General features: G+C 69.6%; 14 protein-coding genes. 6 read left to right on the top strand and 8 right to left on the bottom strand.

What is annotated here, in order from left to right; all coding sequences use genetic code 11:
• Positions 1 to 53: 53 nt before the first annotated feature.
• A complete protein-coding gene (locus D457_RS0121285) occupies positions 54 to 1,196 on the top strand; it encodes an acyl-CoA dehydrogenase family protein (RefSeq protein ID WP_017582699.1) in 1,143 nt (380 codons plus the stop codon).
• Between the two features lie 36 nt (positions 1,197 to 1,232).
• Entirely contained in the window at positions 1,233 to 1,400 is a 168-nt protein-coding gene (locus D457_RS36505) for a hypothetical protein (RefSeq protein ID WP_017582700.1), read from the top strand.
• 857 nt (positions 1,401 to 2,257) lie between these two features.
• On the opposite strand, the gene D457_RS0121295 is transcribed toward D457_RS36505, so the two are convergent.
• The 4 genes from D457_RS0121295 to D457_RS0121310 form a co-directional block, all read right to left on the bottom strand.
• On the bottom strand, positions 2,258 to 4,555 hold the full coding sequence (locus tag D457_RS0121295) for a SpoIIE family protein phosphatase (protein ID WP_017582701.1): 2,298 nt from the start codon (positions 4,553 to 4,555) through the stop codon (positions 2,258 to 2,260).
• Between the two features lie 152 nt (positions 4,556 to 4,707).
• Entirely contained in the window at positions 4,708 to 5,406 is a 699-nt protein-coding gene (locus D457_RS0121300) for a metal-dependent transcriptional regulator (RefSeq protein ID WP_017582702.1), read from the bottom strand.
• A gap of 442 nt (positions 5,407 to 5,848) precedes the next feature.
• Positions 5,849 to 6,505: a pyridoxamine 5'-phosphate oxidase gene (gene pdxH, locus D457_RS0121305; RefSeq protein WP_017582703.1), complete on the bottom strand. Its 657-nt coding sequence runs from the start codon at positions 6,503 to 6,505 to the stop codon at positions 5,849 to 5,851.
• 25 nt (positions 6,506 to 6,530) lie between these two features.
• Positions 6,531 to 10,151, bottom strand: a complete 3,621-nt coding sequence (locus D457_RS0121310; RefSeq protein WP_017582704.1) for a hypothetical protein — start codon at positions 10,149 to 10,151, stop codon at positions 6,531 to 6,533.
• Positions 10,152 to 10,350: 199 nt separating this feature from the next.
• Between D457_RS0121310 and serC the strand changes: the two genes are divergently transcribed.
• The 4 genes from serC (at position 10,351) to D457_RS0121330 (ending at position 14,035) form a co-directional block, all read left to right on the top strand.
• The gene (serC, locus tag D457_RS0121315; protein WP_017582705.1) at positions 10,351 to 11,496 is read left to right on the top strand and encodes a phosphoserine transaminase; all 1,146 of its coding nucleotides are present in this window, start codon (positions 10,351 to 10,353) and stop codon (positions 11,494 to 11,496) included.
• A 124-nt stretch (positions 11,497 to 11,620) separates the two neighbouring features.
• Positions 11,621 to 12,628 carry a glycerophosphodiester phosphodiesterase family protein gene (locus D457_RS0121320; protein WP_017582706.1) on the top strand — a complete coding sequence of 336 codons (1,008 nt, stop codon included), beginning with the start codon at positions 11,621 to 11,623 and terminating at the stop codon, positions 12,626 to 12,628.
• 434 nt (positions 12,629 to 13,062) lie between these two features.
• Positions 13,063 to 13,506 carry a hypothetical protein gene (locus D457_RS0121325; RefSeq protein WP_239646174.1) on the top strand — a complete coding sequence of 148 codons (444 nt, stop codon included), beginning with the start codon at positions 13,063 to 13,065 and terminating at the stop codon, positions 13,504 to 13,506.
• Positions 13,507 to 13,636: 130 nt separating this feature from the next.
• On the top strand, positions 13,637 to 14,035 hold the full coding sequence (locus D457_RS0121330; RefSeq protein ID WP_017582708.1) for a VOC family protein: 399 nt from the start codon (positions 13,637 to 13,639) through the stop codon (positions 14,033 to 14,035).
• Positions 14,036 to 14,058: 23 nt separating this feature from the next.
• On the opposite strand, the gene D457_RS0121335 is transcribed toward D457_RS0121330, so the two are convergent.
• The 4 genes from D457_RS0121335 to D457_RS33100 all read right to left on the bottom strand — a co-directional run bounded on the left by D457_RS0121335 (position 14,059) and on the right by D457_RS33100 (position 25,173).
• Entirely contained in the window at positions 14,059 to 14,892 is an 834-nt protein-coding gene (locus tag D457_RS0121335) for an alpha/beta fold hydrolase (RefSeq protein WP_239646175.1), read from the bottom strand.
• 86 nt (positions 14,893 to 14,978) lie between these two features.
• Positions 14,979 to 20,294, bottom strand: coding sequence for a type I polyketide synthase (locus tag D457_RS0121340; RefSeq protein ID WP_017582710.1), 5,316 nt, complete (start codon positions 20,292 to 20,294; stop codon positions 14,979 to 14,981).
• Between the two features lie 4 nt (positions 20,295 to 20,298).
• Positions 20,299 to 20,514 carry an MbtH family protein gene (locus tag D457_RS0121345; protein ID WP_017582711.1) on the bottom strand — a complete coding sequence of 72 codons (216 nt, stop codon included), beginning with the start codon at positions 20,512 to 20,514 and terminating at the stop codon, positions 20,299 to 20,301.
• A gap of 105 nt (positions 20,515 to 20,619) precedes the next feature.
• Positions 20,620 to 25,173 (bottom strand): non-ribosomal peptide synthetase, encoded by a 4,554-nt coding sequence (locus D457_RS33100; protein ID WP_017582712.1) that lies wholly within the window; start codon positions 25,171 to 25,173, stop codon positions 20,620 to 20,622.
• Positions 25,174 to 25,176 lie beyond the last annotated feature (3 nt).

The following is a 25,176-nucleotide window of genomic DNA, read 5'->3' on the forward strand; positions in this document are numbered from 1 at the left end:
GTTCGGTTACCGTGTGGGAACAACAGTGATCCCCGACACCTCCGGAGCAGAGCATGAAGCGGGAACTCTTCGACGCCGACCACGACCTCTTCCGCGAATCGGTGGCCGAGTTCCTCAAGAGGGACGTCGTCCCCTTCCACGACCAGTGGGAGAAGGACGGGATCGTGCCCCGCGAGGTGTGGGTGAAGGCCGGCGGGGTCGGCCTCCTCGGCCACGGTGTCCCCGAGGAGTACGGGGGCACCGGGCTGCACGACTACCGGTACAACCAGATCGTCAACGAGGAGATCTGCCGAGCGCACGCCAGCGGCCTGGGCATCACCCTGCAGAACGACGTCATAGCGCCCTACATGGTGGGGCTGACCAGCGACGAGCAGAAGAAACGATGGCTGCCCGGCTTCGCCAGTGGCGAGCTCATCACCGCAATCGCCATGACCGAGCCCGGCACCGGCAGCGACCTCCAGGGGATCAAGACCTCGGCCGTGCGCGACGGCGACGATTTCGTCATCAACGGCAGCAAGACCTTCATCACCAACGGCATCAACGCCGACCTGGTCATCGTGGTCTGCCAGACCGACCCCGAGGCCGGAGCGCAGGGCTTCTCCCTGGTCGCCGTGGAGCGCGGCGCCGCCGGCTTCGATCGGGGCCGCAACCTCGACAAGATCGGGATGAAGGCCCAGGACACCGCGGAGCTGTTCTTCGACAACGTACGCGTCCCGGTCGCCAACTTGATCGGCACCGAGGGCCAGGGCTTCATCCACCTGCTGCAGAACCTGCCCCAGGAGCGGCTGTCCATCGCCACCTGCGCGGTCGCCTCGGCCGACTACATGCTCCAGCACACCATCGAGTACTGCCGAGAGCGCACCGCCTTCGGCCGCTCGATTGGGCGATTCCAGAACACCCGTTTCGTCCTGGCCGAGTTGGCCACCGAGGTGGACATGGGCCGCACCTACGTGGATCGGGCGGTTGAGCTGCTCAACAAGGGTGAACTGACCGTCGAGGACGCGGCCATGGCCAAGTGGTGGACCACCGAGATGTGCAACCGGGTGATGGACCGGTGCCTTCAGCTTCACGGCGGGTACGGGTACATGATGGAATACCCGGTGGCGCGGGCCTGGCAGGACACCCGAGTCCAGACGATCTACGGTGGCACCACCGAGATCATGAAGGAGATCGTGGGCCGGGGCCTGGGCCTGTAGCCTCCGTTGGACCCCCGAACCCCGAAGGGACCGGTCGTGAGCGGATCGTGGGACGGCCTCATCGTGATGGGGCTGCTGGTGGCGCTGCTCGTCATCGCCGTGCGCAAGCTCCGACCCAAGATCCACATCCCCTGGGCGACCAGCGGCATCGTGGTGTTCTTCGTCTTCGTGTGCCTGCTGCTGTGGGCCAACTCCTACCGCTGAGCCCGCACCCGGGCCCGTGACCGAAGCCGTGCCCGAACCCGTCTCCGAAGCCACACCGAGGGCCCGCCGCTCCAGCACCTCAACTGGAGTGGCGGGCCCTGCGGTGTCCGGGGGAAAGCCGGGTCCGCCGGACGGCCCAAAGGCGGGTGAGGACCGTACGAGCGAGCCCGACCGTGGTGGTTTGACAGCGGTCAGGTGGGTGTTACCAAAGGACACGTTCGACTATCGACAAAGGAATTGTTCGCTATCCGAACCGCCGCCGTGCGTGAAATTGTCACCGTCCGTGGCCAAACCGAAATCCTGGCACCTTTTCGGCGCACCTCGGAAGCCATTAACCAACGGGTTCGGTGCGGCCCCGGGGAAATCGAACCCCGCGGCCCGGGCGGACGGATCCCCGTCCCCGCGGACGCCCTGGCGGTACGCGGCATGCCCCTCAACGGGCCGCGATCGGCCTCGGGGACCTCTTGGGACTTTGTTCCATGATGCACCCCGGGAAGCCCGGAACAGCTTTCACTCTCCTGACAGACAATGCGCACACCACCATTCCTGGCGCCAGACAGACCCTTTACCAACAGATAAAGTAACCAGACGACTACAGACAAACAAGGAGGGCAGGGGGCATTTTTTTCACCGGCCGGAACAGGTTTGAGGCGATACTGTCCCCGACCAGCGCAGAAGGACCCCAACCGCAGATCAGGCAGGTGTGAATCTGACCGTGTGATCGGGGGCGTGCGGATCAGAGCCGTCCGGCTTCGATGATCCGCTGGAGGAGCTCCCGGGGCGCGCGGCGCGCCCCGGAGTGCGCACGGGTAAGAGGTGACACATACCGCGGTGCGAAGCACCCCTACCGTGCCGGGCTACTCCTCGTCGTCCTTCTCCGCCTCTTCGACCTCGATCTCGGCCTCTTCGTCGGCGTGCATCGGCATCTCGAACCAGACGGCCTTGCCGTCCGGGGTGGGCCGCGATCCCCAACGGCTGGCCAGCTGCTCGACCAGGTACAGCCCGCGGCCGCCCTCGTCATCCGCGGCGGCGCTGCGGATCCGCGGCAGGCGCAGATCGTGGTCGAAGACCTCCACCCACACCGCGTTGGCGCCGCGGCGCAGTCGGAGCAGGAACTCCTTCTCACCGGGGTTGTCGGTGGACTCGTCCTCCTCGGCGACCGCCTCCAGCAGATCGCTCCAGTCCTCGTCGAACTCGTCGACCATCCCGCCCGAGTCGAGCGGGGTCTCCGAGTCCAGGACGCCGCTTCCGGTGAACTCGCGGTGCACCGGGTGCGGGGTGGCGTGGATGACCACGTTGGTGACGATCTCCGAGACCAGCAGGCAAGCGAGTTCGGCCTGGTCTCGGTCGACCCCCCACTCCTTGAAGGTATCGGCCGCCAGGTGGCGGGCGGCGCCTACGGTGGAGGCCTCAGAGGGGAACCAGCCCTCGCGCAGCGCCAGTTCCTCGGAGTGGGTGCGCACGACTAGCAGAGCGGTGTCGTCGTCCAGCTCGCCGGGCACGCTGTGCACGGCGGCCTCGGCGATCTGCTCCACGTCCTTGTCCGCGACCTCGGCGACGCGCTCGGTCATTCGCTCCAGGGCGCGCTCCGGGTCGGCCTTGCCGCCGACCGGACGCCGGTCCACCAGGCCGTCGGTGTACATGACCAGGGTGGCGCCCAGCGGCAGGCGCAGGTTGGCCTGGTGGTAGACGATGTCCTCGCCGGAGCCGCCCTTGGCGCGCACGCCCAGCATGCGGTCGGTGACCTCCAGGTCGAGGGCCTCGACCGAGTCGGAGGTGATCAGCAGCGGGGAGGCGTGCCCGGCGTTGGCGTAGGAGAGCTCGCGCGACCAGGCGTCGTAGACCATGTACAGGCAGCTCACGCTGGGGATCCAGACGCCGCCGTTGCCGTCGGGAGTACCGAGCTGGCGCACCCATTCGTCGAGTTCGCGCAGGATGTCCGCGGGTTCCCGGTCGGCCTGGGCGAAGGCGCGCAGCGCGGCACGCAGCTGGCCCATGACAGCGGCGGCGTGCGGGCCCCGGCCCTCGACGTCGCCGATGACCAGACCGACGCGCCCGGCCGAGAGCGGGATGGCGTCGTAGAAGTCGCCGCCGACCTGGGTCTGGATGCCGTGCCCGTGCGCCTGGAGCGGCCCGGCGGGCAGGTAGCGGTGGGCGACGGTCAGTCCGTCCAGCGGCGGGAAGTGGCTGGGCAGCAGGCTGTTCTGGAACGCGAGCGCGGTGCTGCGCTCCTCCTCGAACAGCCGGGCGTTGTCGATGGCCAGCGCGACCCGGGAGGCGATGGCGCCGACCAGGTCCCGGTCGAAGCCGCCGTAGCTGCTCTTCTGGCGCGGGGAGAGCCCGGAGAGGGCGAGGGTGAGCACCCCGAGGACCTCGCCGCGGGCCCGCAGCGGGGCGGCGATGGCGGAGGTGACGCCGACCTGGCGGGAGACCCGGTCGGAGCGGTCGTTGGGTGAGTTCTCGAAGAGGTAGTCGCTACTGACCACGGTCTCCAGTCGGCGCATCGCCTGGGTGACGAAGTGGCGTTCGGGGTAGCGGACCTCGTCGCCGACGTCGAACCAGCTGTCCGCGGGCGGGCTCCAGCCCTCGGCGTGCACGGAGACCTGTCTGACCAGGCGGTCGTGGTCGTAGAGGTCGATGAAACAGTGGTCGGCGAACTGCGGCACCAGGATCCCGGCCACGCCCTTGACCGTGGAGTCGAACTCCAGCGAGCTGGCCAGGCGGCTGCCGATGCGTTCGAGCAGGCCGTACTGCTCCTCGACCCGCCCGCTGCGCAGGGCCTCACGGGCGATCAGGGTGATGCCGTCGATCTCACCGGAGTCGTCGCGTATGGGCACGGCTTGGGCCCGCACGTGGATCCAGGTGGAGTCGCCCTTGAGCACAGCGAACGTGCCCTCCCACGGCTCGCCGCGCAGGACGCGGCGGGCCAGTTGGGAGGCGTGTTCGCGGTCGGACTCGTGGATGCCGATGTCCAGCAGGGACAGGCCGACGTAGTCACGCCCGCCGACGAACCCGAACAGCTCGCGGGCGTACGGGTTCCAGTAGCGAAGGAGGCTGAACCGGTCGATGACGACGATGGCGATCTGGGCCTGGTCTACGACCTCGGCCGTGGCGAGCGCGTCGCTCTCCCGGAAGGGCTCACCCCACCGTGTCATCTAGCCGCCACCTCGCCGTCATGAGCTGCACACATGCCCGCTCCGGGTCCCCCGAACGACCGCACCTTGGGGCGAGCGTAGCAACACCGTCAACGTTCCCGCAGCGCAATGAGACAATCCCGATGAGCAACCAATCAACGTGTATGGACGTTTCACGGCTTGGCGACGAAGATGTGCCCGGCGACGCCAGCGGGGAGCTCGGTGTCCTCGCCCTCGCCGATGACGCGCACTCCGTCGTCCGAAGCCCGGAGTACTACTTCCTGCCCCGGTTGTACCCCGGATTTGCGCAAGGTGAGCATGATGTCGGCATCCGGCTGGAGTTGTTCACTGATGCGGCGCACGGTGACCGTGGTCTCCGTGCTGGAGGCCGCGTCGATCATCGGGACGATGGAGTCGTCGGTGAACGGCTCAGGGGCGTACCCCTCCAGGCCGAGCTCCTCCAGGCCGGGGATCGGGTTGCCGTGCGGGCACACCGAGGGGGCGTTGAGCAGCGTCACCAGACGCTCCTCCACGGCCTCGGAGATGACGTGCTCCCAGCGGCAGGCCTCGATGTGGACGTCCTCCCACGGCAGCCCGATGACGTCGACGAGCAGGCGCTCGGCGAGCCGGTGCTTGCGCATGACGTGGGTGGCCAGCCTGCGACCCTCGGCGGTCATCACCAGGTGGCGGTCGTTCTCGACCTTCAGCAGGCCGTCGCGCTCCATGCGGGCGACGGTCTGGCTCACCGTGGGCCCGCTCTGGTGCAGGCGCTCGGCGATCCTGGCCCGAAGCGGGACGATGCCCTCCTCTTCGAGCTCGAAGACCGTACGGAGGTACATCTCCGTGGTGTCGATCAGCCCGTGTGCGGTCAAGACTCCCCTCCCAAGGCTCTGCGCCCGACGCGCGGTCACGTGCGGGCACGGCAGGTCTCTCACAACACAGGCCGGGACCACGTGATTCCCTGGGGCCGAGTGGGGACCGGGGCGTCCGCAGGACCGCGGGAGCGACCACCGATTGGTCAAGCATATCGTGGCGCGCCGGGCATGGATTTCGGCACTGTCTCACTATACGGACACAACCGGCCCGCACGCCCCGGAGCCGTCAAGGGTCCGAGGTCACAGGCCTACAGGCTAGCTGGTTGAAACGTGAAGTATCCGAAAGACCCTTGCGGGAGCCCCCGGAGGCCCCATCATCTCCCGAACTCACGTACGACGCGACCAACATCACCCTCGGCCGGGGGTCCGGATTCATCGGATCGTCCCTTGACGGCCCTCCCGGGCGGCGCTCAGCAGCGCCCTCGGGGAGCGAGGCCTCTCAAGGTGCGAGGCGTTCGATCTCCCACTCACCTTCTGCGTCGAGCCACAGGTAGCGGAAGCGGTCGTGCATGCGGTCCTCGCCGCCCTGCCAGAACTCCACCTCCTGCGGGACCAGCCGGAAACCGCCCCAGTAGGCGGGCCTGGGAATGGGCTCGTCCGCGCGCCACACCGAGTCGAACTCGTGGAAGAGGCGGTCCAGCTCGGTCCGGTCCGCCACCGGCTGGGACTGCCGCTCACTGGCCCAGGCACCCAGCTGCGAGCCGCGCGGGCGGGAGGCGAAGTAGAGGTCGTTCTCCTCGTCGCTGAGCCGCTCCACCCGGCCGGCGATCAGGACCTGCCGCCGGATCGCGTGCCAGGGGAAGACCAGGCAGGCGCGCGGGTCGGCGTCCAGGGCCTGCCCCTTGCGCGAGGTGTAGTTCGTGAAGAAGCGCAGGCCGGAACGGTCGTAGCCCTTCATCAGCACCGTGCGCGAACGGGGCATGCCGGAGGGCTCCACCGACGACAGCACCATGGCGTTGGGTTCGGCGAGGCCGGAGTCGTAGGCCTCGCCGAACCACAGATGGAACTGCGTCATCGGGTGCTCGGCCAGGGCCGAGCGGCGCAGAGGTTCGCCCATGTACGGTTTCCGCAGTTCGGCAGGGTTCTGGTGGTCCACAGGACGCATACTCTCACGCGGGCCCTCACCGGTCTCCGGAGACCACGGGCAGACACTGCTCCCCGGGTTCCACGGTGTTGGCGTTGCGCATTCCGCACCTTTGGATGACGTGCTGGCGCTGCCGGTCGTCGGTCTCGGGGTTGACCACCTCCGGGCCCACCAGCACCAGCTGCACCATGCGGCCCTCGAACCAGTTGCCGTCGTTCTCGGCGTCGAAGGCGATGTAGCCGGAGACCCCGGTGAGGTTGCGGGTGCCCTTGACCCTGCCGTGCAGCAGGTCGCGCTGCTCCTCGTACTGCTCCTGGGTACGCAGGTAGGGGTGCCGGTCCAGGCCGATCCAGCGCAGCGGGTTCCTGGCCGAGAGCTCCTCCCTGCTCATCCCGGTGGTGGGCAGGGCCTCGGAGACCACCAGGAGGGCATCGCTGGCCACGGCGGCGTGCGCGATGGAGGGCAGGTCCTTCTTGGGCGCCAAGCTCACGTCGCCGTCCTCGTCCTCCTGCGCGTACAGGTCCCGCAGCAGGGCGTTGACGTCGTCGTAGAACCCCTGGTCGCTGCCGCCCGCGTCGCCACCGGTGCCGCCCTGTGCGCCCCAGGGGCCGCTGGGCGCCAGCGGCGTGTAGAACACCGAGTGGTGCGCGGCGTTGCTGCCGATGAGACCCTCCTCGTCGGAGACGAACTTGGAGATGTCATCACCGCCGAGGATGGTCATGTGCCCGCCGACGCAGTCCTCGCCGCCGGTCCGGATGAACCGGCGGTAGAACTCGGTGAAGTCGGCGGAGCGGCCAGCGTAGTAGAGCAGGTCCGGCGGGTCCTCGTGGGTGCACAGGCGTTCCAGCTGCTCGGCGTAGGTGGTGTCGGTCTCCAGGTCGCCGCTCTGGTAGAGCAGCACCCCCTGGCCGTCGTACTCCCCGCGGTGGAGCTCCCCGGCTCCCTCCCACACCTGTCCGCCGCGCGCCTGGAAGGCCGCGATGAACTCCCGGGCCAGGTGCGGGCCGTACTGCTCGTGCTCCCCGCCCTCGGCATCGGTCTGGCCGCTGGCGATGGCCACGGCGGTCTCGTGCGCCTCCAGCCCGTGCTCGACCCCGTCGGCGCCACTCCAGGCCACCCCGTGCCGGGCCCAGTGAGCGGCCTGCACGGCGATCCGGCTGTTGGGCGGGGAGATCGGGAAGTAGAACTCGCTGTGTTCGCGGGCGCCGTACTGGGCGACGTCGTCGAAGGTGGCGGTGGTGCCCACCATGGCGAGCGAGGCCTCGCCGACCCTCTGGATGGCGCGGCTGTTGGGCACGACGCTGTGGCCGAACCCGACCGCGGCGATCGGCCGGTCCATCCCGAGCTTCTCGTCACCCGCGCGGTCCACGATCTCCTGCGCGGCGACCAGGGAGTGCTCCCATCCCCGGCCGGCGTTGCCGATGAGCAGCTTGATCCTGGGGTGCCTGGCGTCCTTGATCCGGTTGTGCTCGCGCTGCTGGTAGGCGAGCCCCAGGAGTTCGCCCTGGGCACCGGCGATGGAGGGGTCCTCGGGGTCGGCGACGTCCATCTCGGCGAGGTGGGCGATGGTGACGTAGGGGTCTCCGCTCGCGTCGACTGCCCGGTTCTGTTCGTGGATGAGCTCGGTGACCTCGGTCAGGCGTTCGTGGAACACGAAGTCGCCGAAGGTGACGCCGACGCACTGGTCGCCGACCCTGGTGATGCCCTCGTGTTTGGTGATCCCCTGCTGGATGCAGGGGTTGATCGACTGCACCGCGGCGGGCACGAAGAACACCCCGGGCGCGATCAGGGCCAGGGACACGACCACGGCGCCGGCGCCCCACACCCCGGCCAGGGTCGGGCCGTTCAGGACCCATTCGGGGGTCCCGTCCTCGTCGTACTCCTTGTCGCCCCCGGACAGAGGGCCGACGTGCTGGGTGATGACGCGCTCGGCGCCGAGCACCCCGGCCAGGTAACGCCGCCGAGTCCAGGACCGCACCGGCTGGGATACCCGGCGCTTGCCCTCCTCACCCCCGTCCCCGGTGAACTCGGGCAGGTCGGCGTCGTGGTCGGCGTCGAAGGAGCCGCCCACCAGCGGGTCGAGGGCGGCGTCGCGCACCTGGACCAGCAGCAGGGGGTCGGGGAAGGCCCTGCGCAGGCGTTCGGACTCGATCAGCCGGACCAGGTAGCGGCCGACCGGGTCCAGGCGCCGCTGGTCGTAGACGAGCACCGGCCGGGGGCCGAGAGCGCGGCGGAAACGGCGGCGGCCCGACCCGTAGGCCTCGTGGAGGTCGTCCAGTAGTGCGTTGACCATGATCTGGTGGGTGCCGGGCGGCTTGCCGCCTCCGCCTGCCCGGCCCCTGTCCCGCGCGGCTTTGTTGAGCTGGTTGAGCAGCTGCACGGCGTGTGCGCGGTGCCGCCCCAGGGCGCCGTGTTCGAAGTTCTGTACTCCGCCCTGCTCGACGCCGTCGTCGGGATCGCTCTCGTCCCCCAGGTCCATCACGTAGCGGTGGTGGGACAGCCACCGGTAGGGGCGCCAGGGGAGGAAGAAGAAGAACACGGTGAACACGTAGGCGACGGCCAGGAGCACCCCGACCAGGACCGTGACGAGCTCGTTGACCTGCTGGGCGGCCAGCCCCAGGAAGGCGAAGGTGAAGGGGGCCGCGGCGACCGCCAGGGAGGCCACGAAAGCCAGCGGGGTGAGGATCTTCTCGTCGAAGGAGCCGAAGCGGGCGTTGCCGATGGCCGGGGTGACCATGCGGGAGATCCGGGCGGCGAGCCGGGCGAGGGTGCGCCAGTACACGACGTAGCGGCTGCGGAGCAGCTCCCAGCGGCCGGGTGCCGCCACGGACACCGGTTTCGCCGCGGAAACCGGGTCCGCCGCGGAAACCGGTTCCGCCGCGGCCTTCCGAGCGCGCTCCTGGAGCTTCTTCCGGTTTCTGGTGGCGCTGTCCAGGCGCACCTGGCACAGCGCGTTGATCACCTCCACCTGCGCCTTGCTGTTGTTCGGGAGGGCGCCAGCTCCCTTGGGGTTGCAGCGCCGCAGCCACAGCAGGGAGCGGACCCGGGAGAAGCGGGGCGGGGGCGGGGGTTTGTGTCCGCCCGGCGGTTTGGGCGGGGCGTCCGCCCACGCGAACCCGTTGTCCACCAGGTGTTCCAGGAGGCTGTACAGCTCCTTGGTGGTGACCTCGGTGTTCACGCCCTCGGCTGGCCGCGCCATGTCCGGCCCGGTGTCCGTGGTGCGGGTCGACCTGGGCCAGCGCGCGCCCCTGCCAGCGGTGAGGCCCTTCCGTTTGGGCCGCTCCCGCTGCTCCGACACCTCTGGGTGCTCGGGTTCCGCGGGCTGCTCGGCCCGCGCCGCTTCCTGGGTCCTCTCGGGAGTCCCTTCCGGCAGCAGCCACACGGGTCCCACCGCGCTCGCGCGCACCAGCATGCGCTGGACCGCGGCCCGGTCGGCGCGGCGTTCGGTGACCACGTCCAGGACCGGCGGGGGCTCGGCGATGTCGCCTCGCTGGAGCTTGCCCTTCGCGGCGGGGCGGCGCCGGGCCACCCTACGCTCCATCCTGTGGAGCCTGGCGTAACTGGAGCGCGAGCGGCGTCGGCGCAGGTCCTCGAAGACCCGGAGGAACGCGGGTTTGCCCGTCTGCTCGTCCTGGGCCTCGGGTGTCTGGTCGGACACTCGGAACTTCCCTCCACACTCGTGTTGTGCTCGCCCCCCGACAGCTGGCCCATTAGACAGCAAAAGACACCCGGGTTACATCCCTTTCGCCGGAATTAACACTGGCCTATACCGGCCATAACACCGCGAATGTGACAAATTTTTGGTTCGGTCACGTGATTTCACGACGCCAATTGCCGCCCTGACCGGCGGCGTCGCGATGCCCACCACTACGCTGGTCGACGTGACCGAGATTCAGATTCCCGCGAACCTGCTGCCCGCCGACGGCCGTTTCGGGAGCGGCCCCTCCAAAGTCCGCGCGGCCCAGCTCGACGCCCTCGCCGCGTCCGGTTCCCACTACCTGGGGACCTCCCACCGGCAGAAGCCGGTCAAATCCCTGGTGGGCCGGGTCCGCTCCGGGGTGAGCGAGCTCTTCTCCCTGCCCGAGGGCTACGAGGTGGTTCTGGGCAACGGCGGAACCACCGCCTTCTGGGACATCGCCGCCCACGGCCTGCTGCGCTCCAAGTCGCAGCACCTGGCCTTCGGTGAGTTCTCCAGCAAGTTCGCCAAGGTCGCCAAGGGTGCCCCCTGGCTGGACGAACCCACGGTCATCACCACCGACCCCGGCACCCACGGCGAGGCCGTTGCCGAGGCCGGGGTGGACGTGTACGCGCTCACCCACAACGAGACCTCCACCGGCGTGGCCGCGCCCATCAAGCGGGTCGCGGGCGCCGACGAGGACGCGCTCGTGCTCGTGGACGCCACCAGCGGCGCGGGCGGCCTGCCGGTCGACATCGCCGAGACCGACGTCTACTACTTCGCCCCGCAGAAGAGCTTCGCCGCGGACGGCGGCCTGTGGCTCGCGGTCATGTCGCCCAAGGCCCTGGCCCGGGTCGAGGAGATCGCGGCGAGCGGCCGCTACATCCCCGAGTTCTTCTCGCTGACCACGGCGGTGGCCAACTCCGCCAAGGACCAGACCTACAACACCCCGGCCGTGGCCACGCTGCTGCTCCTCGCCGAGCAGCTGGAGTGGATGAACAGCCAGGGCGGGCTCAAGTGGACCGTGGCGCGCACCCACGAGTCCTCCTCGATCCTCTACAACTGGGCGGACCGCTCCCCGGTCGCGACTCCGTTCGTCACCGACCCGGCCCAGCGCTCCCAGGTGGTCGGCACCATCGACTTCACCGACGACGTCGACGCCGCCCAGATCGCCAAGGTGTTGCGCGCCAACGGCATCGTGGACACCGAGCCCTACCGCAAGCTGGGCCGCAACCAGCTGCGCGTGGCGATGTTCCCGGCCGTGGAGCCCAGCGACGTCAACGCGCTCACCGAGTGCATCGACTACGTGCTCGGCAAGCTCTCGTAAGCGAGCCCACCGCAAGGCCGTCCTGAATCGGTCCGCGGACGTTGGAGAATGGAGGCCGACCCGCCGCGCGTGGGTCGGCCTCCTTCTCCTTCTTCCGATCATCGTTTCCCAGGACGGTTCCACTGTGCGCAGGAACAAGAAGACCGAACTCCCCATCACGATCATTTCCCACCGGGGGGCTTCCGGTCACCGGCCCGAGCACACCCTGGCCTCGTACGAGCTGGGCGCCCGCCACGGCGGCGACTTCATCGAGATGGACCTGGTCGCCACCAAGGACGGCCAGCTGATCTGCCGCCACGAACAGGAGATCGGCGAGACCACGGACGTGGCCGACCGCCCCGAGTTCGCGGACCGGCGCACCACGCGGACCATCGACGGCCGCGAGGTCGAGGGGTTCTACGCTCAGGACTTCACCCTCGCCGAGATCAAGACCCTGCGCGCCCGGGAGCGGATGGCCGAGGTCCGCCCGGAGAACGCGGTGATGGACGGGACCTACGAGATCCCGACCCTGCAGGAGGTCATCGAGTTGGCCTTCTCCCTCACCAAGGAGCTGGGCCGCCCGATCGGGATCTACCCCGAGACCAAGCACCCGGCCCACCACGTGGAGCAGGGTCTGGACCTCGAACCCCCGCTGATCGCCGCGCTGCGCGAGGCCGAGCTGGTCGGCGAGGAGCCCAAGGTCCCCGTCTTCCTCCAGTCCTTCGAGGCCGAGAGCCTGCGCAAGCTCGCCGAGACCGGCCTTCCGCTGGTGTACCTGATGGGCACCGAGGACGAGTGGCTGCACTACACGACCCCGGACGGTCTGGCCGAGGTGGCGGCGTTCGCGCACGCCATCGGCCCGCACAAGAGCCTGGTCATCCCCACCAACGAGGACGGCTCCCTGGGCGAGCCCACCGACCTGGTCAAGGACGCCCACGAGGCCGGCCTGGTCGTGCACCCCTACACGTTCCGCAGCGAGAACCACTTCCTGCCCACCGACCTGCGCTCGGACGGCGACCCCAAGGACTACGGGGGCTTCGCCGCCGAGTACGAGGCCTTCTTCGACGCGGGCGTGGACGGCGTCTTCAGCGACTTCTCCCGGCACGCCTTCCTGTGCCGCGAGCACTACCTGGACCCCCAGCCGGTCGAGTGACCACACCGTGTGCTCTCTCGGTGAAGCGTGTGTCGTGCTGGTTCCGCGCAGAACACCTCTCCGGGAGGGACTCTATGCGGAACCCGGCACCGAATCTCCAGTGCCCAGACCGGTTGTTACACCGGCCCTAGCCGTCTCCGACAGTCACAGAGAGAGCACACAGCGCCAAAGGCGAAGGAATCTGCATTTTACTCGCCACGTCGTATCACGTAGAGTAGTGATACATACGGGAGAGTCTCTCGTACAGTCGCCGAACGTTCTGCCAGTTCACATGGTGTATTCTGATGGGAATGGGGGGAAAGTCTGCGGGGTCTTCCCTCCGAGGCGCTTCAATCCTCACGGTGCGTTCGCGAAAGCTTTCGGGCGACACTCAGGGACCACACCGCCTTGGCTGAAGGGAGGCTCTTTCAGTGAGCACACTGAAGAAGTGCGTCGTGAGCATCAAGTTCTACGACGACAGTGAAGAACACGAAGACAACGTGGGCCAGGTGAACGCCACGGTGCACTTCATGCAGGACGGCGCACCCCAACTGCGTGAACTGAACATCCAGCTACCCGGGGAATCCGACATCCCCTTCGAAGCGGTGCGCAACGCCAACTTCGAGACCTTCGTTCGCTCGCTGAGCGGCGACGGCCCGCCGACCGACCCCGCCCCGCGGAAGGGTCTGACCGAAGGGTCGGCGAAGGCCAAGTCCCCCGACGGGGAGTCACGCCGCCCCTACCGGCGCATGCCCGACGCGGAAGAGGTGAAGAAGATCTTCCTCCGCACCGAGAGCGTGGGCAAGCTGGCCCTGCACTTCGAAGTCCCCCGGTACACCGCCCAGGCATGGGTGGATCGGCTGCGCCGCAAGGGGGCCCTGGAAGCCAAGGGCAGCTGACTCCACGCACCGCCCCTGCATCTCCCCCGACTTGGCATCCTCGAATATCGCCTTCCGCGATCGAATCAATACCGAAAGTGATAATGTGGGTGGCCGAGGATGCCGACCGAACCGCACTCGAGGGGGAGAGATGCCGGTCCGCTGGTACAGCAATGTCATCGACTGCCACGATCCCGTGTCTCAGGGCCGGTGGTGGGCCGACGTACTCAGTTGGCGCATCATCCACCAGTCAGACGAGGAGACGGTGGTCATCCCGCCGTGGATCAGCACTGAACCCGTGCCGCACGACGAGTGGACGCGCTACCCGCCGGGAATGGTGTTCGTCCGGGTCCCGGAGGACAAGAAGGTCAAGAACCGGCTGCACATGGACCTGGCCCCGCACGCGGACGACGACTGGGACGCCGAGGTCGGCCGACTGCTCCACATGGGCGCTCGCGAAACCTCCGTGGGACAGAAGGACGAGGCCTGGACGGTACTCGTCGACCCGGAGGGAAACGAGTTCTGCGTGTTGAGGTCCCGCGACCGCTGAGGCGTGCCTCCGAACGCACCCGGCTACGCGCCCAACAGCTCGCGCAGGCGGGCGGCGAAGCCGACGGGGTGGGTGACGAAACCCGCGTGGCCCCCGGGGAAGGCGACCGGGCTTGTGCCCAGGCGGTCGGCCAGCGCCAGGCCGGTGTCGTGGGCGAACTGGTTCCGCGACGTACCGCCGACACCCACCACGATCCGCGTTCCCGATGCCTCCAGCGCGTCGATGTCCGGTTGGTAGTCGACGACAAACGACAGGACGCGTGACAGGAAGTGGTCTAGGTTCCCGCGCATCCGGACGGCCCTCTCCTGGGCCAGGAGCGTGGCTCGGGGGCTTTCCGGAGCGTGCCGGACCGGATCCAGGACGTCGGTCAGCCCTGATCCGGACACGAAGGCCTCCATCGCCCTGTCTGCCCCTTGCCGGCGGTAGATCTCGCACACGCCGGGAACCACGTCCCGGCGGGTGTCCCACTCCGGCAGAAACCGGGCCACCGGCGGCTCGTGCGTCACGAGCGTGGTCACCGCACCGGGGTAACGGGCCGCGAGTTCCAGCCCGGTCTGCCCGCCGCCGCTCGTTCCGAAAACGTGCGCGGGTCCCCCGCCGACCTGGCTCAGCAGATCCCAGGCGTCCTCGGCCTGGGTCTCCACGGGAACTCCCGTCGGGGTCCCGATCAGTCTGCTGCGCGAGACCCCCCGGCAGTCGTAGGTGAGCACGGTGAAGTAGGTCTCCAGCAGGGGAACGAGCCCCCGGAAGTCACGCGAGTCGTCCGTGCCTCCGGGAATCAGCAGCAACAGCGGTCCCGAACCGGAGAGTTCGTAGTACAGCTCAGCACCGGGCACGGTGAGAAAACCCAATTCCACTCCTGATCGTTCGGTTCGGGGCCGCGGGACCCCGGGTACTGCGGAGCCGGTGGCCCGGCCCCGCAGTACCCGGTCGCGCGGTCGCGTCACACGGCCGCGCCGGCCTCCGCCTCGACGGCTTCGGTTTCGTCGTCCGCGCCGTCCTCTCCCAGTTCACCGGTGAGCAGCTCACCGATGGAACGGATCGTCGGGTTGCTCCAGAGGATGGTCGGCGGCAGGTCCACACCGAACCGGCGGTGCAGCCGGACCCGGAGCCCGACCGTCATCACCGAGTCCACGCCCAGCTCGACCAGGGGCCGGTCGATCTCCACGTCATCGGTGGACAGGTTGAGCTCGGCCGCGACCTGCTCATGCGTCTCGCCCAGCACCGCCGCGGCCAACTCCTCCGCCGGCAGGGCCGACCAGTCCACCGCTCCGGACCCGCTCTCGGCACCGTCAGCGCCAGCCACGTCCTCCAGCTCGGAGAAGACCCGCAGGGAGCGGTCCGGCATCACGCGCAGGATCGCGTAGTACGGCAGTCCGAAGCGGTCGGAGAACGTCCAGGACCGGAACGCCTCGGTCAGGGAGATACCGCCCAGGCCGCGTGCCTCGGCTTCCACGATCGTGGAGCTCGCAGTGCTCTCACCCATGCCCACGCCGCGCCACTGCGTCCACGCGAGACTGGTGGTCTCCGTGGAGCCCCCGGAGTTGCGAAGGGCCGCGAGCCCGTCCAGGAACGAGTTGGCCGCCGCGTAGCTCGCCTGCCCGGTCAGGCGAGCGAACTGGCCACAGGACGAGAACATGGTGAAGAAGTCCAGCGTCCCGGGCGGGAAGAGCCGGTGCAGCACCATGGCCCCGCCGGCCTTCGGGCCGAGGGTGGTCCGCAGGTTCTGGGGATCGGTCTTGTCCACCAGGGCGTCCGACACCACACCGGCCGCGTGGACCACTCCCCGGATGGGCGGCAGACCAAGCTCGGAAGGGTCGAGGGCAGCGGCGACCTCCTCCTCGTTCGAGATGTCCAGGGAGAGGGGCCGCACGGTCACCCCCACGCCTTCCAGCGCGAGCACCGCGTCGATACCGGCGCGGAGCCCCGGGTCGTCCACCAGCCCCCATTCGGAGCGGGGCGGCAGTCCTCGGCGGCCCACCAGGACGAGGCGGCGCGCACCGCGCTCGACCAGGTACCGGGCGGTCTCCAGCCCGAGCCCGCCCAGACCACCGGTGATCAGGTACGTCCCATCGGGCTGGCATTCCAGTGGCTGTTCCGATAGCTGCCGTTCCACCGACGTCAGGCGTACGGCGTAGGCACCGTCGGAGGTGAGCGAGACGACGTCCTCCGAGGGTTCCACCCGTTCGAGGAGATCGACCAGCAGGTCCGCGGTCCCGTCGGCGGTCGGGTCCAGCCCGTTCTCGATGTCGATCGCCCCGCCCCACAGGTCCGAACGCTCACCAGCGATGATCCTGGAGACCCCCCACAACGGAGCCTGGGGCAGGGAGGATTCGTTCACCAGGTCACGCACCCCCTGGCTGAGGCACCAGAGCCGAAGCGGGGAAGCGGTGGAGCTGACGGGCCCCGACCCGCGTCGCGCGAGGCACTGGGCCGCGTCGATGAGCGACCATGCGCACCGTTCAGAGGCTCTCTCGACCGTCTCACCGTCGCGCAGCGGCTCGGGTGCCACCAGGACCGCGCCCTGGTGATCGTCGGGAAGGTCCATCAGGTCGCCGGGCTCGCCCAGTCGTGTGACGTCGATCCCCCGGGAACTCAGGGCCCTCTCCAGGCCGGACGTGACCGCCGGATCGCCCAGGAGCACGGCGGCGCGCAACGGCCGCCGTTCCCCGGGCAGCTCGATCGGCCGCCACACGGTCTCGTGAACGAGCTGACGCGGGGAGAGCACGCTCCCGGGCCGGTCGTGGACCTGGGTGAAGCGCAGGCCCTTCGCCTCACACAGGATGTTGCCGTCCTCGTCAGCGACCAGCACGTCGATGGTGGTCGCCGGGGACTGGGGCGAGCGCGTGGTGTGCACCACCACACGGCCGGGCGGGTCGCCGCGGAACACGATCGACTCCAGGTGGGAGGACGTGCGCAGTGTTCGTGAGTCCTCCTGGGTCACCAGCACGCCGCTGACGGTCAGGGCACCGTCGATGACCGCCGTCCAACTGCTCGGGTGCAGCTTGGGGGTGTGGTCGATGGTGACGACGGCCAGTTGTTCGACCTCGTTGCGCCGCAACTCCTCCACCACCCAGGGGAACGTATAGCCTTCCACCCCCATGTTGCGAAAGACGTCGTCGACCCGCTTCCAGGACCACTCCTGGGTGCAGCGCGCACGGATGTCCTCGATCGGCTCCAACCGCCGTGCGCCCACCGTCATGGAGCGGTCCACGGAGGCGGTGGAGTGGGTGATCCACTCGTCGCCCTGGTCGGCTTCGTCGGTGCCGTCGTCCTCGCGCCGCAGACGGCTCGCCAGGCGGATCTGGTTCTGGTCGAGGACGACCTGGACCACCCGGGGAGGGGTCGCCGCGAGGGGGATGCGCAGGACGAGGTCGGTCAGGCCCGGCGGGTCCTCGCCCTCGTGGGCGGCTGCCGCCGCGAACGAGTTGATGACGACCGATGCCGGGACCGTCTCCACTCCGACCACCTTGTGGTCCTGCGCGTAGGGCCGGTTGGACATGTCCAGGTGGGTCTGCCACACCTTCTGGTAGGGCGCGCTGGCGACCGTGCCCAGGCCTCCCAGCAGGGTGTGGGTGTCGGGGTCGTGCCCCCTCCCCCGGTGCTCCTCCGGCCCGTCCGGGAAGATCCAGTAGGGACGGTGCTGCCAGACCACGGCGGGCAGCGGGAGCAGGGTCCCCTCGTACCGCCAGTCCACCTGGACACCGGCGCAGAAGAGGCGGCCGAGGTTGGCTGTCAGTGTCTCGGCCTCGGGCTGGTCACGCCGGAGGCTCACCGCGACGGTCACGTCCTCGATCCCCGCGTCGATCGCGCACTCGGTGATCGAGTGGGCGACGACCGGATGGGACGACACTTCCAGGAAGGTGCGGGCGCCGTCCTCCAGCACCGCCAGGATCCCTTCGGCGAAGCGCACCGGTTCCCGCAGGTTGGTCTCCCAGTAGCCGCCCTCTCTCGGGACCGCCGATCGCGGGTCTTCGTGCGCAGTGCTGTACAGGGGTATGTTCGGCGGCCCCGCCGAGAGCCGGGCCGCGGCCTCGGCGACCTCCGGGAGCACCGTGTCCACGTGCGAGCTGTGGAAGGCCACGTCGGTGTTGACCGGACGAACCTCCAGCCCTTCGGCACGCAGTTCCTCCGACAGCGCCGCCACGACGCCGACGTCACCCGAGACCACGGTGGAGCGGGTACTGGCCGCGATGGCGGCGTCGGCCCCCTCGTGGTCGGCCAACCGTGCCCTGGTCTCCTCGAAGCCGAGCCCCACGAGGGCCATGGCGCCCGCACCCGCGACGGACTCCAGCGCGGCGGCGCGGCGGCAGGCGAAGCGGGCGGCCGACTCGCGGTCCAGGGCACCGGCGATGACGGATGCCGCTATCTCGCCCACCGAATGGCCGAGGACGGCGCCGGGGCGCAGCCCCTTCGCGTACCAGACGTCGGCGAGGGCGACCTGCATGGCGAAGGTCATGGCCTGCACGCGTGAGACGGTCCAGGGACCGCCCTCCTCGATGGCCTCCCTGGGTGTCCAGCCGACCTCGTCCCGGTACACGTCCGCCAGGTCGTCGATCGCCGAGGCGAACACCGGGTCGTCCCGGAGCAGCTCACGTCCCATGCCGGTCCACTGCGACCCGTGCCCGGAGAAGACCCAGACCGCCTGGGTCCCCTCGGCGGCCCCGGCCCGGCCGACCAGGATCCCGGGGGACCTGTGGTCGTCGGCGAGGTTCGCCAGGAGGCCGGTCGCCTCCTCCACCGAGGACGCGACGACGGCCGCTCGAGCGGTCAGGTGGGAGCGCCTCTGGGCCAGCGTGTGAGCCACCGATTCAAGCGGGGTGTCGGGGTGGTCGCGCAGCCAGTCCGCCTGGGCCCCGGCCAGCGCCCTCAGCCCCCTGTCCGATTCCGCGGACACGGGCAGCAGGACGGGTGTGCCGCCCTCCCCCGACGTGGTTGCGCCCTTCTCGGCGGCCAAGTCGGCCGGAGCCTCCTTGAGGACCAGGTGGGCGATGGTGCCGCCGACCCCGTAGCTGGAGACACCAGCGAAGCGGGGGCGATCGCCCCGGGGCCACTCCTGCTGCTCCGCCACCAGGCGCAGGCCGGCGCTGTCGAGTTCCAGGTCGGGGTTGACCTCCTCGTGCGGGCTGACCGGGATGCTCTCGTGTTTCAGGGCCAGCACGGCCTTCATGACGCCCGCGATCCCGGACGCGGCCTCGACGTGGCCAATGGTGGGTTTGAGGGTTCCGAAGAGCAGGGGCCGGCCCTGCGGGCGCGCCACTCCGAACACCTTGGACATGGCCTGGGTCTCGGCCCGGTCCCCGAGGGGGGTGCCCGTTCCATGCGCCTCCACGTAGTCCACCGACGCGGGGTCGATCCCCGAGGAGCCGTAGACACCCCGCAGCATGTTCTCCTGCGCGTCCCCGTCAGGGGCCATCATGCCGTCGGACCTGCCGTCCTGGTAGACACCGCTGCCCGCGATCAGGGCATGGACGGTGTCGCCGTCGCGCCGCGCGTCGGAGAGGCGCTTGAGCACCATGACCGCCGCGCCCTCGCCTCGGCCGTATCCGTCGGCCCTGCGGTCGAACGCCTTGCTGCGACCGTCCGGCGCCGTGGCCCCCGCCGCGTCCAGCGCGACGACCAGGGCCGGTGAGGCCATGATGTTGATACCGCCGACGATCGCAAGGGAAGTCTCCCCCGAGCGCAGGCTCAGTCCCGCGGTGTGCAGGGCGGTGAGCGATCCGGCGCAGGCGGTGTCCACAGCGATGCTGGGGCCGCGCAGATCCAGGAAGTAGGAGATCCGGTTGGCCATCCCGTAGTAGGTGGTGCCGTTGACCGCCCAGGCTCCGGTGCGGGGGATGTCCTCCAGGAGGCGTCGGCCGTAGTCGTTGGAGTTCGCCGAGACGTACACGGCGGTGTCCGACTTGCCGAGGGAGAGCGGCGGTATCCCCGCGTCGCCCAGCGCCTCCCACGACAGCTCCAGGAGTATGCGCTGCTGGGGGTCGAGGTATTCGGACTCGCGCGGGGTGATCTTGAAGAACTCCGCGTCGAAGCCCTCGATGTCGTCGAGGAAGAGTCCTTTGCGGGTGGTCTTCCTCAGGATGGCGGTCGCCTCGGGACTACCCGCGATATAGGGGTCCCAGCGTTTGGCCGGCATCTCGCCCACCGGCGGCGGGTCGTCCTGCAGTGCTGACCACAGCTTGTCGGGGGTATCGAGATCCGGTGCGAACCTGCAGCTCATGCCGACGATCGCGATGGCGTCGTCCTGGTTGTGGGTCATCTCTTCAAACACCCTCTCCCTGTTCACTGCGCAGACGGTTACGCAGGCTCAGCGGTCGCAGGTCGGTCCAGACCTGCGCGATGTGCTCGAGACAGGCGTCCTTGTCGCCTTGGAAGCCCGTCGTGTCCCAACCGGCGGGAACGTCCCGGTCGGCGAGCCAGATGGAGTACTGCTCCTCGTGGTTTCGGACAACTTCGTAGGTGCGGTCGTCGGAGCTCAACGGTTTCCTTTCGCTGGCGTGACGCTTGAGGAAGGTGGGGGCTCAGCGGCGACGGAACGGTGTTCCACCGCGTGCCGTCGAAGGCGTTCTCGGGTCGGGGGCGTTCTAGGGGGCTTCTTCGTCGGAGCCCATCAGGGTTCGCACGTAGCCCGCGATGTCCGAGGGGGCGGCGATGGCCTGTTCCTCGACGAAACGCGAGACGCTCGGTTCCTCGTCTGACCGAAACCGGCGCAACTGCAGCCGCACGACGGAGGCGTCGGGGAGTTCGGAGAGTTCGGTGGCGATACCGGCGACCCAGATCTTCTGGGGGTCGAGTCGGCCGACGCGCGCGTACCAGAGTCGGTCGGTCATGGGTTCGAGGCGGTGGCCGGCCTCTCGTAGACCGTCCAGGAGGTCGTGCGTGTGGCCGACGGTGTTCGGGATGGCGTTGACGTAACGGCATCCGGAGCGGTCCTCCGGGTGTCCCAGGTCGGCAAGGAGCTTGGCCACCGCGTCAGCCGGCAGGGCCTGGAAGAGCCGGTTGCCGGGGGTGTCGAATTCGGCCGGGTAGTGCCCGGTCGCGACGATGGCCCTGCTCCAGCTCCAGATGTAGTCCGCTTCGTTGACCTGGTACCGCCCCCGGGCTCCGTAGACGCTGGGGCACCGGACGATGGTGACCGGGACGTCCAGTTCGCGGGAGTGGGCCAGGTAGATCTCACCGACGGCCTTGGACCGCGCGTAGCCGTTGCGTTCGGACGGCAGGGCCTGCAGGGGGCCGTTGGCGACCTCGACGCCTCCTCCGTAGGAGGGTGATTCCAGGACGGCGCTGGTGGAGACGGCCGTGACGCTCTTGCGCCGTCCGGTGGACGCGAACTCCAGGAGCGCGGGCACGCTGTGCGCGTTGACCTCGGCGAGTTCGCGGTAGGGATAGAGGTGGTTGACCCACGCCGCGACGTGGACGACGCGGCCCACCCGTTCGGAAAGGTCGGCGTATCGTTCGGCGCTGAGGCCGAGCCGGGGCGAGACGATGTCCCCCGCCACCAGCTCCAGGCGGGACCGAACGTCCTCCCAGCGCGCTCCGAGGGCGCTCAGGCTCCGGCGGAGCTCGTCCTCGCGGGAGTCGGCGTCGCGGACGAGGCAGACGACCCGCAGGCCTCTGGAGAGCAGTTCCGCGAGGGTGAAGCGGCCAACGAAGCCGGTGGCCCCGGTCAGGAGGACGACCTGGTCGTCGCCGACCGGCAGAGGGCTCTGCGGAACAGGCACGGAGGCCATCCTGGCGCCGACGTCGGCCCGCATCCTCGCGAGGTCCGCGGCCTCCGCCCCGGTGACGGCCGGTGTTCCCGCGACCTCTTCGGCTTCCGGTTCCGGGCCCTCTTCCGCCGGTGCCCGTTCCAGCCGGTCGACCACCGTCGCCAGCGCCTCCAGCTCGGAGTTCTGGAACAGCGTCTCCATCGGCAGGTGGACCCCCAGGCGATGCCGAATCGACGACACGAGTCGGACCACCATGAGGGAGTGCCCGCCCAGCTCGAAGAAGTCGTCCTGCGCGCCGATCCCGTCGCGGCCGAGGATTTCCGACCAGATCGCGGCGAGGGCCGTCTCGGTCCCACCCGACGGGGGCCGGGACCCGCGGACAGCGACCTCGGTGTCCCGCTGCCGGAGGGCGGCCAGGGCACCGCGGTCGAGTTTGCCGTTCGGGGTGAGCGGCAGCGCCTCCACCACGACCACGGTCGAGGGCACCGCCCATTCGGGCAGGGAGGCCAGCAGGGCGCGCCGCACACGTGTGGGCGTGAGCGTCGCCCCGGGTGCGGCCACCACGTAGGCGACCAAGATCTTGTCGCCCGTCGGCCCCTCCTCGGCGGCCACCGCTCCCTCGGCCACACCGTCGAGGCGGTTGACCGCGGACAGCACCTCTCCGAGCTCCACGCGGTGGCCGCGGATCTTGTGCTGCTGGTCGGCCCGGCCCAGGTAGGCGACCTCACCCTGTGCCAGGCGGATCGCGATGTCCCCGGTGCGGTACATGCGGCCGCCGGGGCTTCGGCTAAAGGGGTCGGGCAGCATCCGCTCGGCGGTCAGCTCGGGCGAGTTCTGGTATCCCAGGGCCACCCCGGCGCCACCGACGTGGATCTCGCCGGGGACACCGTCCGGGACCGGCCGCAGATCATCGTCGAGGATGTAGAGAGACAGGTCCGGCAAGGGGTCTCCGATGAGGGAACGCGTCTGTGCGATGTCGGCCGCGGTGACCCTGCGGTAGGTGACGTGGACGGTGGTCTCGGTGATGCCGTACATGTTGGACAGTTGGGGGTGCTCGTCCCCGAAGGCGTCGAACCACGGGCTCAGCGCGGAGTGGTCGAGCGCCTCCCCTCCGAACACCACGTGGCGCAGGGCCAGCGGGCGCCGCTCGGCCAGGGCGACGGCGGAGAACTGGGCGAAGGCGGAGGGTGTCTGGTTGAGCACGGTGACCTTCTCCCTCGCCACCAGGTCGAGGAACACGTCCGGTGCACGGGTCATCCACTGGGGGACCACCACCAGCCGTCCTCCGTGGGCCAGGCACCCCCACAGCTCCCACACCGAGAAGTCGAAGGAGGCGGAGTGGAACAGGGTCCAGACGTCCTCGGGCCCCGGTGCGAAGAACCGTTCGGAGGCCGAGAGGAGCCGGAGGACGTTCTCATGCGAGACCAGGACCCCCTTGGGCTCTCCGGTCGACCCCGACGTGTGGATGACGTAGGCGGGTGCGGAGGGCGGGACCCGCACATGAACGGCCCCGGGCGCGGGGGCGTCCGTCCCGGCTGGATTCTCGTCCAGCCACAGGATGCTGAATCCGCCTTCGGGGAGCCGCCCCCGTGCGGCCCCGTCGGCCAGGACGGTTCTGACGGAGTAGTCGGCGAACTGGCCAGCCGTCCTCGACGCGGGGTTGTTCGGGTCCACCGGCATGTAGGCCGCGCCGCAGGAGAGGACTCCGATGATCCCGGCCACGAGGTCCGCCGTGCGGTCGAGCACGACCCCCACGACGGAGCCCGGTCCGACCCCGTGGTCCCGGAGCGAACACGCGATGCGGTCAACCCGTTCACGCAGTTCCCGGTAGGTGAGGTGGCGGTCGGCGTCGGTCACCGCGATCGCCTCGGGCCTGAGCCGCGCCTGTTCGGCGAACAGGTCGTGCAGGGTGCCGGTGACCGGCACCGCCTCGGCCGGGCCGGTGCCCGCGGCTCTGCTCTCCTCCTCCGGTGAGAGGAGCGGGAGCGCCGCGAACGGCCGGTCCGGGTCGGCGGAGCCCTCACCGGCCAGGCGGCCGAGCCAGTCGGCGTACCTCTGGACGGTTGACCTGTCGAACAGCTCGTCGTCGAACGGCAGGTACCCGATAACGCGATCGTCCTCGCGCCAGAGCTCGGCCATCAGATCGAAGTGCGTCGCGCCGCCCTCCAGGTCCAAAAACGAGGTCTCGACCCCGCCCAGCCGAGGGGGTTCGGGTGCGCCGTCGCGCAGGCTGAACGAGGTCTGGAAGATCGGTGTCGTCCCGGGCCGGCGCGTGTGGCGGAGTTCGCGCACCAGCACGTCGAACGGGAGGTCCTGGTGCGCCATGGCCTCGGTGAGCGCCCGCCCCGCGCGACGGACGAGTTCGCGCAGCGACGGTCTGCCGGCGAGGTCCACGCGCAGGGGCAGCCAGTTGAGGAAGTACCCGACCATGCGCTGGGTCTCGGGTCGGCTCCGGGCGGCGACCGGTACCCCCACCACCACCGAGTCCGTCCGGGCCACCCTGCCGAGGAAACCGGAGTACAGGGCGAGGAAGACCCCGAGGAGCGTGGTGGACTCCTCCTTGGCCAGGGCGCTGAGGAGTCGAACGGTCTCGGCGGGGAACTCGATGTGCTGGAAGGCGCCCTGACTGCTGCGGATCGCCGGACGGGGCCGGTCCGTGGGCAGTTCCAGCGCGTCCTGGGCGTCGGACAGCCGCTCGAGCCAGTAGGCGAGTCCCTGTTCGAAGGCCTCCGCGTTGTCTTCGCTCCGCTGCCAGTGGGCGAAGTCCGCATAGTGCAGGTCCAGCGGTTCGAGCGCATCCGCCCCGCCGGTCTCGGCGTCGTAGAGGCTGCCGAGGTCCGCCAGGAGGATCCCGAGCGACCAGTAGTCGGAGATGATGTGGTGCTGGACCAGGGCCAGGACGTGGTCCTGGTCGCCCAGCTCGTACAGGCGGCACCGGAACAGGGGGCCGCAACCGAGGTCGAAGGGTTCGGACACCGATTCCGAGGCCCGGTGCCGGGCCTCGGCCAGGGGATCGGCCGCGCCGCTGCAGTCCTCGACGACGAGGGGGACCCGCATCCGGTCGAGCACCACCTGGCACGGTCCGGTGCGGCCCTCCCGGAAGACCGTCCGCAGCGCCTCGTGCCGATCGACCAAACCGGCCAGAGCGCGTTCGAGAGCCCGGGGCCGGAGCGGACCGCGCAGGCGCAGGGCGATCGGGACGTGGAAGATCTGCCGGTAGGACACCAGCGCGTTCATGAACCACAGGCGTTCCTGCTCGAAGGAGACGGGTATCTCCGTCTCCCCCAGCGGACGCCTGGGCAGACCGTCCCGTCCGGTGCCCTCCAGGGCGAGGACACGCTCGAACAGGCGTCGTTGGGCGGGCGTCAGCGCGGCGATACGACGTTCCAGGGCGTCGTGATCGGCTGCCGTCCGAGGGCTCTCGGCCACGGC

The sequence above is a fragment of the Nocardiopsis valliformis DSM 45023 genome, from assembly GCF_000340985.1.
Taxonomy (GTDB): domain Bacteria; phylum Actinomycetota; class Actinomycetes; order Streptosporangiales; family Streptosporangiaceae; genus Nocardiopsis; species Nocardiopsis exhalans.